Source organism: Pseudomonas sp. 31 R 17 (genome assembly GCF_900004915.1).
In the GTDB taxonomy this organism is placed as follows: domain Bacteria; phylum Pseudomonadota; class Gammaproteobacteria; order Pseudomonadales; family Pseudomonadaceae; genus Aquipseudomonas; species Aquipseudomonas orientalis_A.
This window is the reverse complement of record NZ_CVTN01000025.1, coordinates 1-16,356: the sequence shown is the minus strand read 5'-3', so window position 1 is coordinate 16,356 and position 16,356 is coordinate 1. Positions and strand designations below refer to the sequence as shown.

At 56.7% G+C, this 16,356-nt stretch carries 8 protein-coding genes and 2 pseudogenes; 9 read left to right on the top strand and 1 reads right to left on the bottom strand.

Going from position 1 to position 16,356, the window contains the following annotated elements; all coding sequences use genetic code 11:
- The 9 genes and pseudogenes from BFP89_RS00590 to BFP89_RS00565 all read left to right on the top strand — a co-directional run.
- Positions 1–1,394, top strand: a 1,394-nt coding sequence (locus BFP89_RS00590; RefSeq protein ID WP_065883225.1) for a ShlB/FhaC/HecB family hemolysin secretion/activation protein, incomplete at its 5' end; no start/stop codon positions are given.
- A 31-nt stretch (positions 1,395–1,425) separates the two neighbouring features.
- Positions 1,426–11,727: a two-partner secretion domain-containing protein gene (locus BFP89_RS00585; protein WP_256097280.1), complete on the top strand. Its 10,302-nt coding sequence runs from the start codon at positions 1,426–1,428 to the stop codon at positions 11,725–11,727.
- Positions 11,727–12,197, top strand: a complete 471-nt coding sequence (locus tag BFP89_RS00580; protein ID WP_065883224.1) for a hypothetical protein — start codon at positions 11,727–11,729, stop codon at positions 12,195–12,197. The genes BFP89_RS00585 and BFP89_RS00580 overlap by 1 nt, the downstream gene beginning before the upstream one ends.
- 16 nt (positions 12,198–12,213) lie before the next feature.
- Positions 12,214–12,486: pseudogene (locus BFP89_RS26885) on the top strand (polymorphic toxin type 43 domain-containing protein); the annotation flags it as partial.
- Between the two features lie 261 nt (positions 12,487–12,747).
- A complete protein-coding gene (locus BFP89_RS28165; protein ID WP_128875868.1) occupies positions 12,748–13,005 on the top strand; it encodes a hypothetical protein in 258 nt (85 codons plus the stop codon).
- 366 nt (positions 13,006–13,371) lie between these two features.
- Positions 13,372–13,665: a hypothetical protein gene (locus BFP89_RS00575; protein ID WP_065883222.1), complete on the top strand. Its 294-nt coding sequence runs from the start codon at positions 13,372–13,374 to the stop codon at positions 13,663–13,665.
- A gap of 69 nt (positions 13,666–13,734) precedes the next feature.
- Positions 13,735–13,977 carry a ribonuclease domain-containing protein gene (locus BFP89_RS28155; protein ID WP_141689017.1) on the top strand — a complete coding sequence of 81 codons (243 nt, stop codon included), beginning with the start codon at positions 13,735–13,737 and terminating at the stop codon, positions 13,975–13,977.
- A gap of 363 nt (positions 13,978–14,340) precedes the next feature.
- Positions 14,341–14,736, top strand: a complete 396-nt coding sequence (locus tag BFP89_RS00570; RefSeq protein WP_065883217.1) for a hypothetical protein — start codon at positions 14,341–14,343, stop codon at positions 14,734–14,736.
- Positions 14,737–14,991: 255 nt separating this feature from the next.
- Positions 14,992–15,417, top strand: a complete 426-nt coding sequence (locus tag BFP89_RS00565; protein WP_065883215.1) for a hypothetical protein — start codon at positions 14,992–14,994, stop codon at positions 15,415–15,417.
- 72 nt (positions 15,418–15,489) lie between these two features.
- Here BFP89_RS00565 and BFP89_RS29120 read toward each other — a convergent pair.
- Positions 15,490–15,844 (bottom strand): annotated as a pseudogene (locus BFP89_RS29120) (IS4 family transposase); the annotation flags it as partial.
- Positions 15,845–16,356: the final 512 nt, after the last annotated feature.

The window sequence follows — 16,356 nt, the reverse complement described above, 5'->3', positions numbered from 1 at the left end:
CCCAGCTCAACGACCTGCTCAAGGCCATCACCGACTACTACCTCGGCAAAGGCCGCGTCACCAGCCGCGCCTACCTGCCGCAGCAGGACCTCTCCACCGGCCACCTGCAAGTGCTGGTGGTGGAAGGCAAGCTCGAAGCCTTGCGCAGCGCCGAAGGCAGCACCGTGACCGAACGCGAATTGGCCATGGCCTTTCCCGGCAAGGTCGGCGAAGCGCTGAACCTGCGCGAAATCGAGCAACTGGTGGACCAGCTCAACCGCCTGCCGTCCAAACAAGCGCAAATGGAATTGACCCCCGGCAAGCAAGTCGGCGGCAGCGACGTGGTGGTCAAGAACACCGCGCAAAAGCCCTGGCGCGCCAGCCTGTCGCGCAATAACGACGGCCAGAAAAGCACCGGCGAACAGCAATGGGGCGCCGGCCTTGAGTGGGACAGCCCACTGGGTCTGGGCGACCAGTTGATTCTGCGCGGCGGCCATGACGCCATCAGCGACCACCAGAAAACCTCGAAAAACACCATGCTCTACTACAACGTGCCGTGGGGCTGGTGGAACTTCAGTTACACCTACAGCGAGAGCGACTACCGCACCTTCGGCGTGACCGATGACTTCAAATACAAGCAGGACGGCGACAACCAGAACCACCAACTGCGCGCCGAACGAGTGATCCACCGCGATGACGTGAGCAAGACCTCGGTCAACGTCGGCCTGGCGCACCTGCGCACCAACAACTACATCCTCGACGTGCGCACCGCGCCCAGCAGCAACCGCCTCAGCGAACTGCAATTGGGCGTCAACCACGGTCGGCGTATCGGCACGGCCTTCGTCAACCTGGACCTGGGCATGCAAAACGGTATCGGCCTGCTCGACGCCCAGTCCCAGGACGAGCGCGACGCCTTCGGCCGCCGCCAGCCGAACTCGCGCTACCGCAAATACACCGCCACCGTCAGCTACCTGCAACCGTTCAGCCTGTGGGGCGAGTCGTTCAGCTTCAGCAGCCTGGCCACCGGCCAACGCAGTGAAGACCCGCTGTTCTCGCCCCAGCGCATGAGCCTCGGCGGCTCGGCTTCGGTGCGCGGTTTCAAGGACCAGTTGCTGACCGGCGACAGCGGCGGCTACTGGCGCAACGAAGTGCGCTGGGCGCGCCCGGTGACCCTCGACTGGATGCGTCCGGCCTTCTTCGAATACGGCGCCAGCGTCGGCTACGACCAGGGCGTGATCCGCAACGACCGCTACAACGACAACGTTCATGGCCGCGTGTCCAGCAACTCCCTGGAGCTGTTCGCCCGAGGCAAGAACGTCAGCACCAGCGTGACCTTTGCCCACTCGCTGGAAAGACCCGGAGTCGTCACCGAGCGCGAAGCGCCGATCTACTTCCGCCTGGATTTGTTCCTGTAATTCAACGTTGCGCCGCAGCGAGAAACTGAAAATGGACGTTCGACAATTTGCCTTCCTGGCCCGCCAACCTTCCGCCGCCCTGAAGCCGCGAAACGCGTTCTTCGGCCTGCCCAAACGCGGGCTGGCGCTGATCCTTGCCAATGCGCTGTTCTGGCAACCGCTGCTGGCCCAGGCCGAGGGCATCGTGGTCAGTGCGCCGGGTACCACGGTGGGCGCAGCGGGCAATGGCGTGCCGGTGGTGAACATCGCCACGCCCAACGGCGCAGGCTTGTCCCATAACCAGTTTCAGCAGTACAACGTCGGCCTCAACGGCGTGATTCTCAACAACGCCAACGGCGCGCTGCAAAACACCCAACTGGGCGGGATCATTGTCGGCAACCCCAACCTCAAGGGCGGCGCGGCCAGCGTCATCCTCAACGAAGTCAACGGCGGCAGCGCCAGCCAGTTGCGCGGTTATACCGAAGTGGCGGGGCAGTCGGCCAAGGTCATCGTGGCCAACCCGTACGGCGTGACCTGCGCCGGTTGCGGCTTCATCAACACCCCCAACGTCACCCTCACCACCGGCAAACCCATCATCGACCCCACCGGCCAGCTGAAAAGCTACCAGGTCGATGGCGGCGCGGTGACCATCGATGGCGAAGGCCTGAACGCCAGCAACATCGACCGCTTCGACATCATCACCCGCTCGGCCAAGATCAACGCACAAATCAACGCCCGCGAACTCAACGTCATCGCCGGGCGCAACGACGTCGATGCACAAAGCCTGAAAACCACCGCCCGCGCCGATGACGGCAGCGCCAAACCCGAGCTGGCGATCGACTCGTCGGCCCTGGGCGGCATGTACGCCGGCGCGATCAAACTGGTGGGCACCGAGGCCGGTGTGGGCGTGAAGCTCGACGGTACCCTGGCGGCCAGTGGTGGGGATATCCAGCTTGATGCCAATGGGCGCCTGAGCATGGTCAATGCCAAGGCCAGCGAAGCGGTGGTGATCAAGGCCGACCAGCTTGACGCCACGGGCGCGGTGTATGCCGGTACCCGAATCGATGCGCAAACCACCACAGGCTTGAGCAACCAGAAAAGCCTCGCCGCGCGCGACAGCATCAGCCTGACCAGCAGCGGGCAGGTGATCAACAACGGCATCATCGAGGCCGGCGTGAATGCCGATGAAAGCCGCAATACCAACGGCGACGTCAACCTGACGGCGGCGAGCCTGAAAAACAGCCAAAGCGTGGTTGCCAGTCGCACCCTGACGGTCGCCGCTGCACAAACTCTGGATAACCAGGGTGGCACCTTGAGCGGTGTGAAAACCGTGGCCAGCGCAGGCCAGTTCGATAACCGGGGCGGCCGGGTTCTGGGGGCCGACGCGCTCAAGGTCAATGCCACCGGCCTGGATAACCGAGCGGCTGGCCTGGTGCACAGTGATAACAGCACCGACGTCACGGTGACGGCTGCGCTGGATAACCGCAACGGCCGAGTAATAGGCCTCAAGAACCTGACGCTCAACGCCGGGCAATTGACCAACGATAACGGCTTGGTCGCAAGCCAGGAGCAGGCCCAGGTAACGGCCGGGGCGTTGAGCAACCGGGCGGGCGAAATTTCCGCCCAGCAAACCACTCTTAGCGCCACGTCGCTGGATAACCGTTCCGGCAAACTGCTGGGCAGCCAACTCAACGTGACCGCCAGCGGCGCCATTGATAACCGCCTGGGGATTTTCTCCGCCAGCAGCCTGCTGATGGTGCAAGCCGCAAGCCTGGATAACAGCGACCAGGGCTCCGTCGCCAGCCAGGGCAACCTGACCGCGACCATCGCCGGGCTGCTCGACAATCACAATCAAGGCAACCTGGTCAGCCAAGGGGCCCAGCAGGTTCGGGTCGGTCAACTGAACAACGCCCAGACTGGGCTGGTATCGAGTAAAACCACCCTGGCGCTGCAGGGCGATACCCTGGCCAACCAGGGCGGCCTGGTGATCGCTGATGGGGCATTGACCCTGACCGGTGGCAGCGTCGACAACAGCAATGGCGGCCAACTGAGCAGTGATAGCCGGTTGACGCTCAATGCCAACCATCTGCAAAACGGCGCCGGTCGAATCAGTACCAAGGGCGATCTGCAGGCCACCATCGGCGTGCTCAACCAGCAAGCGGGTGAGTTGGTCAGTGAAGGCGTGCTGAGCCTTGCCGGCACCTCGGTGGACAACCGCAACGGCGGTCTCATTGCCGCCACCAACGGCGTTGATTTGCGCAGCCAGACCGTGCTCAACCAGCAAGGCGAGATCTCCAGCCAGGCCAAGGTGCTGCTGGTGGTCGACCAGTTGAACAACAACGCCGGCAAGGTGATTGGTGACAGCGGCTTGAGCCTGACCGTGCAACGCCTGCTCAACCAGAGCAAAGGCCTGCTGGCGGGACGCGAGGGCCTCGTACTGAACGGCGGTCAACTGGATAACAGCTTGGGCGGCCGCATCAGCAGCCAGAAAGGCCTGAATATCAACCTGACCGGCGACCTGCTCAACCATGACCAAGGCACCTTGCTCAGTGAAGGCGCATTAACGGTGAAGGCTGGCACGCTGGACAACCGACAGGGCGGCATTCTGTCCGCCGCCAACGCGCTGTCGATCACAACCGACGGCCAACTGAACAATCAGGCGGGCAAGCTGCTGGCCGATGGCACGACCACCCTGGTGAGCGCGGCGCTGAACAACAGCCAGGGCGGTGTGATCAGCGCCAAGCAACAGGTTGACGTGCGCAGCGCGGGGTTGGACAACAGCCAGCGCGGCAGCATCAGCAGTGACGCCGGCATCACCCTCAATGCCGGGCAACTGGACAACAGCCAGCAAGGTTCGATCTTTGCCAAGTCCACGGTCAAGGCCACCCTGACCGGGCTGGACCAACATGATCGTGGCGAGTTGGTCAGCGATACCCACATCGATCTGGACTTGCACCATGGGCAACTGATCAACCGCGACCACGGGCTGATTGCGACCCCCGGCCAATTGCTGCTGAGCAACCTGGGCAGCGTCGACAACAGCCAGGGCGGCGAGATTTCCAGCACCCAATCCTTCCTGTTGACGGCCGACGCGCTGAACAACCGGGGCGGCAAAGTCATCAGTGGCGACAGCCTTCAGGTGCGCATCGCCAAGGCGCTGGATAACAGCGTCGAAGGTGTGTTGTCAGCCAGGAACCTCTTGCAGGTGGATGCCGATAGCCTGGACAACCAGGCCGGTGGTGCCCTCGCCAGCCGTGGCGCGCTGGACCTGAAGGTCACAGGCCTTCTGGACAACCATAACCAGGGGCTGATTTCTGCTGCCACTGCGCTGACTACAATCTCCGGCTCATTGAACAACAGCGACAAGGGCCGCTTCTCGGCCGGCACGCTGCAGACGCTCAACACCGGCGCGCTGGATAACCGCCAGGGCGGGCAACTGGTCAGCGATGGCAGCCTGACAATCACCGCAGCTGACGTGGATAACCGCAGCGGCGTGATTGGCAGCCAGCACGCCTTGAACCTGACCGTCGCCAATCTCGACAACAGTGCGGGCCTGATCAATAGCCAAAGCGATCTCACCCTGGCAGGCCAGCGTGTGGACTCAAGCCAGGGCGGAGAAATCTCGTCCAAGGGCGACTTGAAACTCACGGTCCAGAAGCTGATCCAGCGCCAGGGCCGCTTGATCGGCGAACGCGCCGTGAGCCTCGACCTGCAAGGCGGCGATCTGGACAACAGCGCGGGCTTGATCAGCGCCAATGGACCGTTGACCTTCGCGCGCCTGGCCAACCTGACCAACCGTGAACAAGGCGAAATCTCCAGCCAGACGGCGTTCAGCGTGGCCGCCAAGCGCATTGATAACGGTGATCGCGGGGTCATCCTCAGTGCCGATCAATTGCGTCTCGAAGCGGATGCCGTGGTCAACGCTGACAAGGGTTTGATCTCCGGCTGGAATGGCCTGACGGTCGTCGGGGGCAGCCTGGACAACAGCGCCGAGGGCACGTTGTCGAGCAAGAGCGGTACCCTGCTCACCACGCTCACCGGCACGCTGGATAACCACGCGGCAGGTGCCCTGGTCAGTCAGGGCACGCAAACCATCAGCGCGGCGAGCCTGAACAATGATCAAGGGATCATCTCAGGCCAGGCGGATGTCAGCCTCACCGTCGCCGGGCGCCTGGACAACAGCAACGGCGGCTTGATTTCCGCCGGTCAACACCTGGGTTTCAACCATGCCCAGAGCGAAATCCTCAACCGTGGCGGCCAGATCAGTGCTGCCAGCATCACCCTGGTTGGCCAAAGCCTGGACAACAGCGCGGGTCAACTGATCAGCCAGGGCACCCTGGAAGGCACCCTCAGCGGTGCGCTGATCAACGCCAACAACGCCCGTCTGGCCAGTGGCGCAGCCCTGCTGCTCAACGCGTCGAGCCTGGACAACCGGGGCGGCCAACTGGTCAGCCAGGACCGGCTCGACCTGACCCTTGCCGACGATCTGGATAACCGCGACAAAGGCACCCTCGCCAGCCAGAAAGACCTGGTGATCAAGCTGTTGGCCGGTGACATCAACAACCAGCAGGACGGCCTGATTTTCAGCCAGAAGGGCAAGCTCGATCTGGCCGCCCGTACCCTGAATAACCAGAAGGGCACGCTGCAAAGCCAAGTCGATAACCGGCTACGTCTGAGTGGCGACCTGAACAACCAGGGCGGCCGGGTCGACAGCCTCACTGGCAACCTGGACCTGCAGACGGCCAGTGTGGTCAACAGCGCCGGCGGCATACTCAACAGCAGCAAGGGCTGGATCAAACTGGTCAGCGGCCTGTTCGACAACGGCAGCGGGATCACCCAGGCGCAATCGCTGGACATCACCGCCAACGGCGGCTTGCTCAACCAACTGGGGCACCTGTCGGCCCTGGGCGGTGAAAACCGTATCGTCACCAGCACCTTGAATAACCAGGGTGGCGGTGTGTATGCCGACACCTTGCTCAAGGTCACGGCCCAGGATTTCGATAACCAGGGCACGGCTGCCGGCAATGGCGGCAAGGTCGGCGCGCGCACCATCGACTTCGGCCTGACAGGCGCCCTGAGCAACCGCTTTGGCCTGATCGAAAGCGACGACACCCTGGGCCTCACAGCGCAAACCATCAGCAACGTGGGCGGCACGCTGCGGGCCATGGGCCGCACCGGTTCCACCCGCATCAGCACACTGGGGCTGTTCGATAACCGCCTCGGTGCGCTGGAAAGCGCCAACGAAGCGCTCGACCTGCAAGCGGCCAGCCTGGACAACAACGGCGGGCGCATCGTGCACACCGGCAGCGGCACATTCGACCTGACGTCCGACCAGGTCACCCGTGCCGGCGGCAGCTTCATCACCAGCGGCCAGCTGGACATCACGGCCGCCAAGTGGACCAACAGCAGCGTAATTCAGGCCGCACGCCTGAACCTCGACATCGGCGAGTTCACCCAGACCGCCAGCGGCCAGTTGCTGGGCGCACAAAGCCTGACCGGCATCGGCGGCACCTGGACCAACGAAGGCCTGCTGGCCAGCGATGGCACCCTCAACCTGACACTGACCGGTGGCTACAGCGGCAACGGCCGCATCAGCAGCCTGGGCGCCATGAGCCTCACCAGCGCCCGCATGGACCTGGGCGATAACGCACGCATTGCCGGCGGTGCACTTGCCCAGGTCAACAGCACCACCCTCAACAATCGCGGGCGCCTGACCGCCATCGGCGACCTGACCGTCAACGCCACCACCTTGAACAACTACGGCACCCTGGGCGGCGCTGGAAAGGTCCGCCTGAACGCCACTCACCTGCTCAACGACAAGGGCCTGGTCTTCAGCGGCAACGACATGACGTTGCGCGTCAATGATTTCAGCAACCGCTATGGCGACGTCTATAGCCTGGGCGGCCTGGACATCGCTCGCGACGATGCCAACGGGCGCAGCGTCCTGATCGAAAACGTCTCCGGCACCCTGGAAAGCACCGGCAACATGCGTTTGCTGGCCGACACCCTGAGCAACCGCCGCGACCAGTTCAGCACCGAAATGAAACTGGTGTCGGGCAGCTTCGACACCTACTACGACGACTTCTGTGACGGCAAGGGCTGTGAAGTGCACTTCCGCTCGGTTGAGCGCTACGAGGACGTCGTCACCGGCAGTTCCCCCACGGCGTACATCTCATCGGGTGCAGGCCTGACCGTTGGCGCGCAAACCGTCGACAACCTCTACAGCTCAATCTCGGCTGCGGGCAATATCCAGATCGATACCGGTGTACTGAACAACACAGGCGCAGCAGGCGGCGAAGATCGCCACTTCGACTCGGAGTTCTATACCCGCAACGACAGCGTCTACAACACGTTTATCACTCGCAGGGATCAGTTCAACCTCTACAACAACCCCAACTCGGCCGACTACCGTCCCGGCGAAATGACCATCGCCAAGCTGAGAGACGGGATCGGTAACTTCTATAACGATTCCAGTTATGTCGTCGCCACCGCTGGACGTGTGATTGCCCCCGCTGTTATTCAGGCGGCCGGTTCCGTCACCGTTAACGCCACGCAGCAAATCAACAACAGCGTGATCCGCGCCAACGCCACGGATATCAATACGCCGGCGCAAAACCGCAACACCAACTCCGACGTGTTTGCCTCCACGGTCAAACCGGCGATCACTGCGCAACTGCCGCCGGACCTGGCCCAGCGTCAGGTCAACCCGGTGACCTTGCCTGGCTTCAGTTTGCCGACCAGTCAGAACGGCTTGTTCCGCCTCAGCGGCCAGGCCGCAAAGGCCGGCGCAGCGGGTAAAACCGCCACCGGCGGCGGTGACTTCAGCGTGAACGGGCGAGTGGTCAGCGCCGCCGAGCGCGAGAAAACCCTCGACTACAGCGCCGTGCAAGAGCGCGGCTTCAGCCTCGATGGCCAGCCGGTCAGCGGCGCGGTCACTGGCCAGGGCCCGCGGGTGCTGGACAGCCGCGCGCCTTCGGTGACCCGCGTACAGGGTGTGCCGGACATTGCCCCGGTGGACAACAGCCACAAATACCTGATCGAAACCAACCCGGCGCTCACTGACCTCAAGCAGTTCATGAGTTCCGACTACCTGCTCGGCAAACTCGGCTACAACCCCGACGCCAGCTGGAAGCGCCTGGGCGACGGCCTCTACGAGCAGCGCCTGATCCGCGAAGCCGTGGTGGCGCGTACCGGCCAGCGCTACATCAACGGCCTCGCCAGCGACGACGCGCTGTTCCGCTACCTGATGGACAACGCCATCTCCTACAAGGACTCGCTCAACCTGCAACTGGGCGTGTCGCTGACCGCCGAGCAAGTGGCGGCGCTGACCCACGACATCGTCTGGATGGAAGAGGCCGAGGTCAACGGCGAGAAAGTCCTGACCCCCGTGCTTTACCTGGCCCAGGCCAACAACCGCCTGGCCCCCAACGGCGCGCTGATCCAGGGCCAGGACGTGAGCCTGATCAGCGGTGGCGACCTGCACAACAGCGGCACCCTGCGCGCCACCAACAACCTGAGTATGGTCGCGGGCAACATCGACAACAGCGGCCTGATGCAAGCCGGCAACCGCCTGGAAATGCTCGCCACCGACTCGATCCGCAACAGCCGTGGCGGCATCATCACCGGCCGCGACATCAGCGCCACGGCTGTGACCGGCGACATCATCAACGAGCGCACCGTCACCACCTTCAAGCGTGACGGCGAGCAATTCCAACTGCGCGACGACGTGGTCAGCGATGCCTCGCGCTTCGAAGCGACCGATACCTTGAGGCTTAACGCCGGCCGGGATGTGCTCAACGTAGGCAGCACGCTGAAAGCGGGCGGCAACGCCAGTGTGACCGCGGGCCGCGACGTAGTGATCGCCAGCCAGACCGAAGAAGACAGCGCCGCCTACCAGCGCCGCCGGGTCAAAAGCACTGAACAAACCCTGCTGCAACACGGCTCCAGCGTGGAGGTGGGCGGCAACCTCGCCATCGACGCCCGACGCGACATCGCCGTGGTCGCCAGCACCGTCAGCGCGGCCAAAGACCTCAGCGCCAAAGCCGGCGAAAACCTGACCCTGGCCGCCGCCACCAACGAACAGCACGACTACTCCAAAGGCAAAAAAGGCCAGACCAAAACCACCACCCAACTGGACAGCGTCACCCAACAAAGCGCCGAACTCAAAGCCGGCGGCGACCTGATCGCCGTGGCCGGCACCGACCTGACCCTGGTCGCGAGCAAAATCAGCGCAGGCAACGAAGCGTACGTGCATGCCGATAACGAACTGCAACTGCTGGCCGCGCAAGACAGTCACTACTCGCTGTATGACATGAGCAAGAAGGGCAATTGGGGCAGCAAGAAGACCCAGCGGGATGAAGTGACCGATGTGAAGAATGTCGGGAGCGAGATCAAGACGGGGGGTGACCTGACGCTGGAAAGTGGTGCGGATCAGAAGTATCAAGCGGCGAAGCTCGACAGTGGCGGGGATATTGCGATTGTCAGTGGTGGGGCGGTGGCGTTTGAGGCGGTGAAGGATCTGCATCAGGAGAGTCATGAGAAGAGCAAGAGCGACTTGGCGTGGAACAGTGCCAAGGGGAAGGGCGCTACAGACGAGACACTGCGTCAGACACAGATGGTGGCTCAGGGTGAGTTAGCTATCCGTGCTGCTGGCAAGATCAATATCGACATTAAACAAATTGATCAAAAAACAGTCAGCCAAACGATTGATGCGATGGTTCAAGCTGAACCTCAATTAGCGTGGATCAAGCAAGCCGAAGCCAACGGCCAAGTTGATTGGCGAGTTGTGAAGGAGATTCATGACAGTTGGGATTACAAGCACTCAGGTTTAGGTGCTGCACCCGCGCTGATTATCTCGATTGTCGCAAGCTTCTATCTGGGGCCTCTAGCCGGAGCCATGGCCAGCAACTTTGCTGTGGGCACTATCAATGGCGGCGGAGACATTGGTGCGGGCCTGAAAGCCGCAACCAATAAAAATGCGATTAAAGGCTATGCAACCCAGATGGTTACAAGCGGTATCTTGGCCGGCATAGATACCGCTGTGGCGGGTTGGAATCCCGACGGTCCTTTGATTCTGAATGCCAATGGTGTCAACAACCCAGGCTATTCCTCAAACATGCTGGATTGGAATACGGTTAGTGAGAACGTACTTCGAAGCAGCACACATGCATTGGTCACAGGTAGCGTTAACACTGCGATCAACGGCGGTAGTTTAAAAGATAATCTCGGTGCTGCGGCCATTTCAGAAGGTCTCGATCTCACCGCCGCTTTTGGAAATAAACAAGTCGGTGATTTAGCGGATTATCTGGACGTCAGCCCTGGCACAGCCTCAAAAGTGTTCATGCATGCTGTCTTGGGCGGAGCACTTTCATCTGCCAAGGGCGGTGATTTTAAAACAGGCGCACTTGCAGGGGCTGCTGCGGAAGGATTGACGACTATTGCGACAGAGAATCTTGGTAAATACCTGGATTCTCAGCTTGCTACGAATCCTCAGTTTAAAGTGGCCACCGCTCAAGTTATTGGGGTGTTGGCGGGCGCTCTGGGTAATGGTGATCCCGAGACAGCCAGTTGGGTGGCGGGGAATGCTCAGCGCTACAACGATTTCGTACATATGGGCGGTAATTGGGGAGTTGCTGCGACCAGTCTCGGCGCTGAAATGATCGAGCAAGGCAAGACACCTGATGAGATCTCTGAGGCGTTCAGATCCTTGGCCAGAAGCGATGGGTATGAGGGGCCGGGCCATGATTATGTTGCTGGCTGGGTCTATATACCTGGTGCTCTCGGGCTGGCAGTGGCTACACCTGAACTGTTGATGGGGTGCGCGTTTGCTCCGCTGGCATGCAACCAGGCTGCAATAGCCGCTGCGGAAGTGGCGGGCGGAGATGCTGCTCTCGGTGGTACGGCGCTTGGTGTGTTTGGTGGCGGGGCGCTGGCTGTTGCGGGTGGTGTAAAAACGGGTGCAAAAGGGGAAGTGTCCGGTCTTCTTCCAAAACCTGGTGCCACATCTATTCCTGCAAGTGGCGTAGGCGCTGGTGCAGCATTTAAGGTAGATTCGAAGCAGCTAGGCAAAAAACTCGGTAAGCACGTTGAAGATTTCGGCGGCAACGCGGCTAGCCCAGCAGATCGTAAAGTGGTACTCGATAAAATTCATGACGTTGGGAGTAACCCTGAAAAGGTAATCCCTGGAACTTTTGCTGGGCAAGGAGCAAACGGCGCACGGGGTGATGTGTTTTTCAGAGTTAAGGGTAATGATGTGGTTGTTACCAAGCCTGATGGAACATTCGTTACTATCCTGAAGGATGGGGTAACTCAGAATCCATCTGTACAGAGTGCATTAAAGGGAGGCGTCAGGTAATGAACTCTACTAGACTTATGATTGCCTGGCTGTTAACGGTGCTCGGGAAGAAACTACTGTCAGTAAATGCTCTATTCCATGTTTTCTATTCCGAGAGGGATTCTGCCCCTCAAGAGGTTGGCCTTCTATTTGAAAATTCTGAAATTGGGAAACTGTATGGCGGACCTGATGGTGCGTCTATCTGTTTTTCTTTGAATCCGATTTCAAGTTGCGATCTAGGTGAATACGGTAGGCAAGATATTTTTTGCATTTCTGGTGAGCTTTATTTCTCCGATGTTGTAGGAAGGAGGTTAGTGTCTGCATCGCTTGTGCAGTCCTTAGCAGAAGACGTAGTGATAGGCGTTGCTCTCTCGTTTGATAACGGTTTTTGCCTATCCATTTTAAACTTAGGTGATGAGCTTTTTGTCTATGATGAGATCCCAGAGGAAATAGTGATCAGTGAGGGGGTGATCCTTACCTCTGTGAGTTAATGGTGCAAAAGCTGCGGCAAATGGCAGTGGGCCAGCTAAGGGCTTCTTAGGAGTCAGTGATGCATATTCGTCCTCTAAAGCTGTACAAGGGTTGAGCAATTCAAAACCTATTGACTTTATTTACGATCCGGCTAGTCAGCGCTTCATCATGGGGCGGAATCAATTTGGGCATGATGGGATATTGGATGCTGGAAAAATCCCTTTATCTGACGCTATCGTCGGCGGCGGGATCTGGAAGGAAAATGGGAAAAAATGGGGTCAGACCCTGAGGGATCCAAATGGTTGCTGAGCAGGCGGCCGGAGCAAGGGCACCTACACAGATCACTAGCTATTCAAATCACGCATTGGAGCAATTTGCAGGAAGGGATGGTGGCATTGGTGTAAGCCAGTCAGCACTCAGTGGAGCTTGGTCTAGTCCTCTAAAGATTGAATATGTCCCTTCAAAGTACGGTCCAACATTTAGGTATACGGGGACGGATGCAGTCATAGTGGTCAATGCTGAAGGTAAAGTTGTCACCGGTTGGGGAAAATCAGCTGCGGGGACCGGTAAATGAGTAGCCTCTTAACGAGCGCCCAATTGCAGCTTTTATTTGCGTTGTGCTTTATGGCAGGAGAGCACCAACTGGCACTGGCTGAAAAATTACTTAATAGTTCATTGTCATCAAGTGAGGTGGATGATCTTTGTGAGTTAATCTCTAATGAATTTTTGATAAATGGAATAGAGGAAAGCTTCGAACCGAATGGTTATGGCCTTGAGCTAGAACTGCTTCTGGATGCGGTCAACAGAGGTCGTGGTCAAGGTCGTTAGAGTTTCGTAATTTTTTGGCTCTTTGGTTGGTGCAAAAGGCACACCGGAAATAGCGGAAATAGGGGGCAGACCACGATGTTGCATTTTTTTGAGTTCAGCAGAGTTGCTCTTTAAAAATATGATTTATTTTTAAATATTCTATTTATTTTAACCTATTGATTGGCGGCTAAGCTGTAAATTCTTATCGAGTTATTAGGAATAGTGGTCTCAGAAAAGTGGGGGCAGACCACTGGCGGAGCACTAAACATGGTCTGACCCCTATTTTTGCAACTCCGTAACCGGTAAAGCATACGATATGAAAACTACTACGCCGCAACAGCTCCCCCCCTGTGCTGCAGCCCGGTAGGACTATTGAGTGATGTGGATATGATTATTCGAGAAATTGGGCGAGAAGAGCCTGTACAGGTGTTTGGGATTTACTGGATAGAGAACGAGCGTTTTTACTGGGTCATTCCTTATGATGGCTACGGTGGCCTGATGGCACTCAGCGATAGAGAAGTCAATGTTGTTGACTCTTCTTTGTCAAGTGATCTCATCCTCTGCAAGGATGGGGGGGGAGGTGACATGATTCTGCATTGGGCAGCGGAAGATTTGATTGAAGAACTCGTGGAGCGTGATCCACTAGCAATGGTCGAGTTCTTAGAACGCTTAAAAGGCTGATGGTGCAAAAGGGGCGGGCGCAGAAAGGCTCCATACACCTCGACTGTCTCGACGGATGCTGAGGCTGGCATGCCGTATGCCCATCCGGTAAAGGAGACTGGTGCGAAAGACACCACTCGCTTCATCGATGGCATCAAGGTTGTTGATCAAAAAACTGGTCAGGTTCTCCAAGGCACAGTTGATCTTGGCCCAACCTTGGATCGGATAAAGTCAGGTGTATCTTTCCCTCATCGAAACGACGGCTCTATATTCCAGAATCGCGCATCGGATCTGCCGCAGAAGCCAGCCGGTTACTACACTGTGCGTGAATAGGGGTCAGACCACGGTATTGCAAAATAACTGGCGCGAAAATCTCCAACAAAATCACGGATGTTCGTTATCCTGGCCTTGTTGAGTATAGCTATCAGTTGCCTAGAACCAACACGAAGGGCGAATTAATGGGTGGGTATAAGTCTACATCCACGAAAACAACCTACGATCCAAAGCTTCTGCCGGATAGCAGGTGGCTGATATGTCCAGTCGGGCGGCAGTCCAGGCCGAATCGCTGTTTAAATTCAACCCTGCGTTGAGAGAAGCTACTATTAAGGTTGATGGCTATCACTTCCAAGTGACACGTAATAGGAAGACTGGGGAAATAACAAAGTCCTTTATCACTATGCCCCCGAGGACAAACTAATGGCTAGCTTGGCTTGGCTTAAGTGCCTAAAGGAGTCATTTGCTTCAACTGGTCTGGATTATGAAGACCTTTACGAATTAATAGAGGCTTCCATTACGAGGAAGAAAACAAATTTTCCAGCGTTTATCTATGATGCTTCGCGAGGGGTTGGCTTTTCCGTGAGCGAGGGGTTCTTTTACTCTCTTGATCAGGACTGGGACGATCCAGAAAATTTTAATGAAGTTAATTTCTTTTTGGGCGAAGTGGAAACCTCAAGTATCCCAGTGCCTGACTACGTTTCTCTGATGAAAATTGCAGCAGATGTTTATGCCGATTTCTTTCCCGATGATAGGGGCAGTGTTCTTAGGTCTGCTGAAAAATTAGAGGAGCGTTACTTAAATAGGTCTCCGGTCTAGTTGGAAGGTTTATTCGTATAAAAAAAGGGGCGTATTTATTTTTGTGTTTTAGGTTTTGTGAGAATTTTTAGAAGTGGCTGGTAGTTCTATAAAAGTAAATTTGTCAACTTTTTTGGTCTCTTTTTTTGCTTTTTCGTTATTTGAAAAGTAATTTGTGTATGAGGGCAAAAAATGGGGTCAGACCACCATTCTTCTGGCGGAGCACTAAACATGGTCTGACCCCTATTTTTGCGCAAACATATTTGGAGCTGAGTAATGGATATGGATGATGAGTTTTTAGAGATAAATGATTTGGATTGGTTTGCTTCTTGTCATAAAGGGTTTGTTGCACATTTTGCGACTGGGGGGCGAGGTTTTGTTCCGTTTTCAATACGCGCGTCAATTTCGACTTATGAACTATTGTATGATTATTTTTACTCTTTGGCTGAAAGTTTTGAGTTTGTAGTCATTGAGAAAAATTTGCCAGAGTTTAGCAATCAGGTGCAGCGTGAGCGCTACTTAACATCATTCTCCTCCATGGCTAGGAGGGGGTTATTCAGTTACGATGTTAGTGATGAGGGTAACGGTTACAAGCTAATAGCTATGCCTCTAAACGGTAAAGGAACTTTAGAGATTCCGTTAGAGATTAGAGCTAGTATTGTTATGCTTTCGATAGATTTTTTTGCTAATAAAAAATATTGATGATGTGGAGTTTATTTGAATTAAAAATGCGAAGAGGTTGCTATGAGAAAAGGAGCAGAACTTGAATGGCACTTACTTAACCTTCTTCGAGTGTCCATTTTTCCTCACCTCGGCCCTCCACCTCCGAACGCTTCTGCATCAGCATCGGATAAGGCTTGGGCCTTCGCTTTATGGCACGAGGCTCAATGCGCCCAGACCGGTTTCCCACACGTTTCCTGGCGATCAGTTTAAGTAAATCCTGGGCCCCATCGCCTTGTGCATTGGCATCGTACTAGCACATCGCAAGGCATAGCTGAAGGCTGTGTTTGAAGCTTAGCTGTCGCGGCAGACAATCAGCTAATAGCGCTGATTTGGCCATTACCATCCGAATCAAATGGTGCGCCAGCAGATACACCCATAACTCTTTGACGGCCATGTCAGGCGTCTTGAAATGGAAAAATGGGTCAAGCCACTATTCTTCTGCTCATTGAAATGGAGAAAAAGCGTGAGGAAAGGTAGTCATATATTCTTAGCTTTTATTTTTCTAGCTGGGTGTGCACCGTCTCACTCCGCATGGACATCTAGTAGAGATACTTGGCCCGGATCAAGTTTTAATTCTCATGTACATGAAATTTGTTCTCGGACTCCAGGTACGTGTAGAGACTCCTTTTGGTCTCCTGTAAATAACAATAGAAAGTTTGATCGTGTTCTCGAGGAGAATGGTGGAAAGCGTTATTACATTACTTGGATTAGGGATTGTCGATACTCCGTTCTTGTATCTCCGAAAGAGACGATTGTTTCTTGGAGATATGAAACTGATAATACTAAAAGTTGCTATATTTTCTAATTTTTGTGTGGTGAAAAATGGGGTCAGACCCTGAGGGATCCCCGATTTTTCTTACGAAAAATCAAGAAGTTGGAGTTATTGAAGAAGCCTGCATGAGTCGGCAACTTGGTTTG

Bases quoted from the DNA above. Each gene is read 5' to 3' on its own strand.
- BFP89_RS00585 (WP_256097280.1), top strand. From the start codon at position 1,426: ATGGACGTTCGACAATTTGCCTTCCTGGCCCGCCAACCTTCCGCCGCC.
- BFP89_RS00580 (WP_065883224.1), top strand. From the start codon at position 11,727: ATGAACTCTACTAGACTTATGATTGCCTGGCTGTTAACGGTGCTCGGG.
- BFP89_RS28165 (WP_128875868.1), top strand. From the start codon at position 12,748: ATGAGTAGCCTCTTAACGAGCGCCCAATTGCAGCTTTTATTTGCGTTG.
- BFP89_RS00575 (WP_065883222.1), top strand. From the start codon at position 13,372: ATGATTATTCGAGAAATTGGGCGAGAAGAGCCTGTACAGGTGTTTGGG.
- BFP89_RS28155 (WP_141689017.1), top strand. From the start codon at position 13,735: ATGCCGTATGCCCATCCGGTAAAGGAGACTGGTGCGAAAGACACCACT.
- BFP89_RS00570 (WP_065883217.1), top strand. From the start codon at position 14,341: ATGGCTAGCTTGGCTTGGCTTAAGTGCCTAAAGGAGTCATTTGCTTCA.
- BFP89_RS00565 (WP_065883215.1), top strand. From the start codon at position 14,992: ATGGATATGGATGATGAGTTTTTAGAGATAAATGATTTGGATTGGTTT.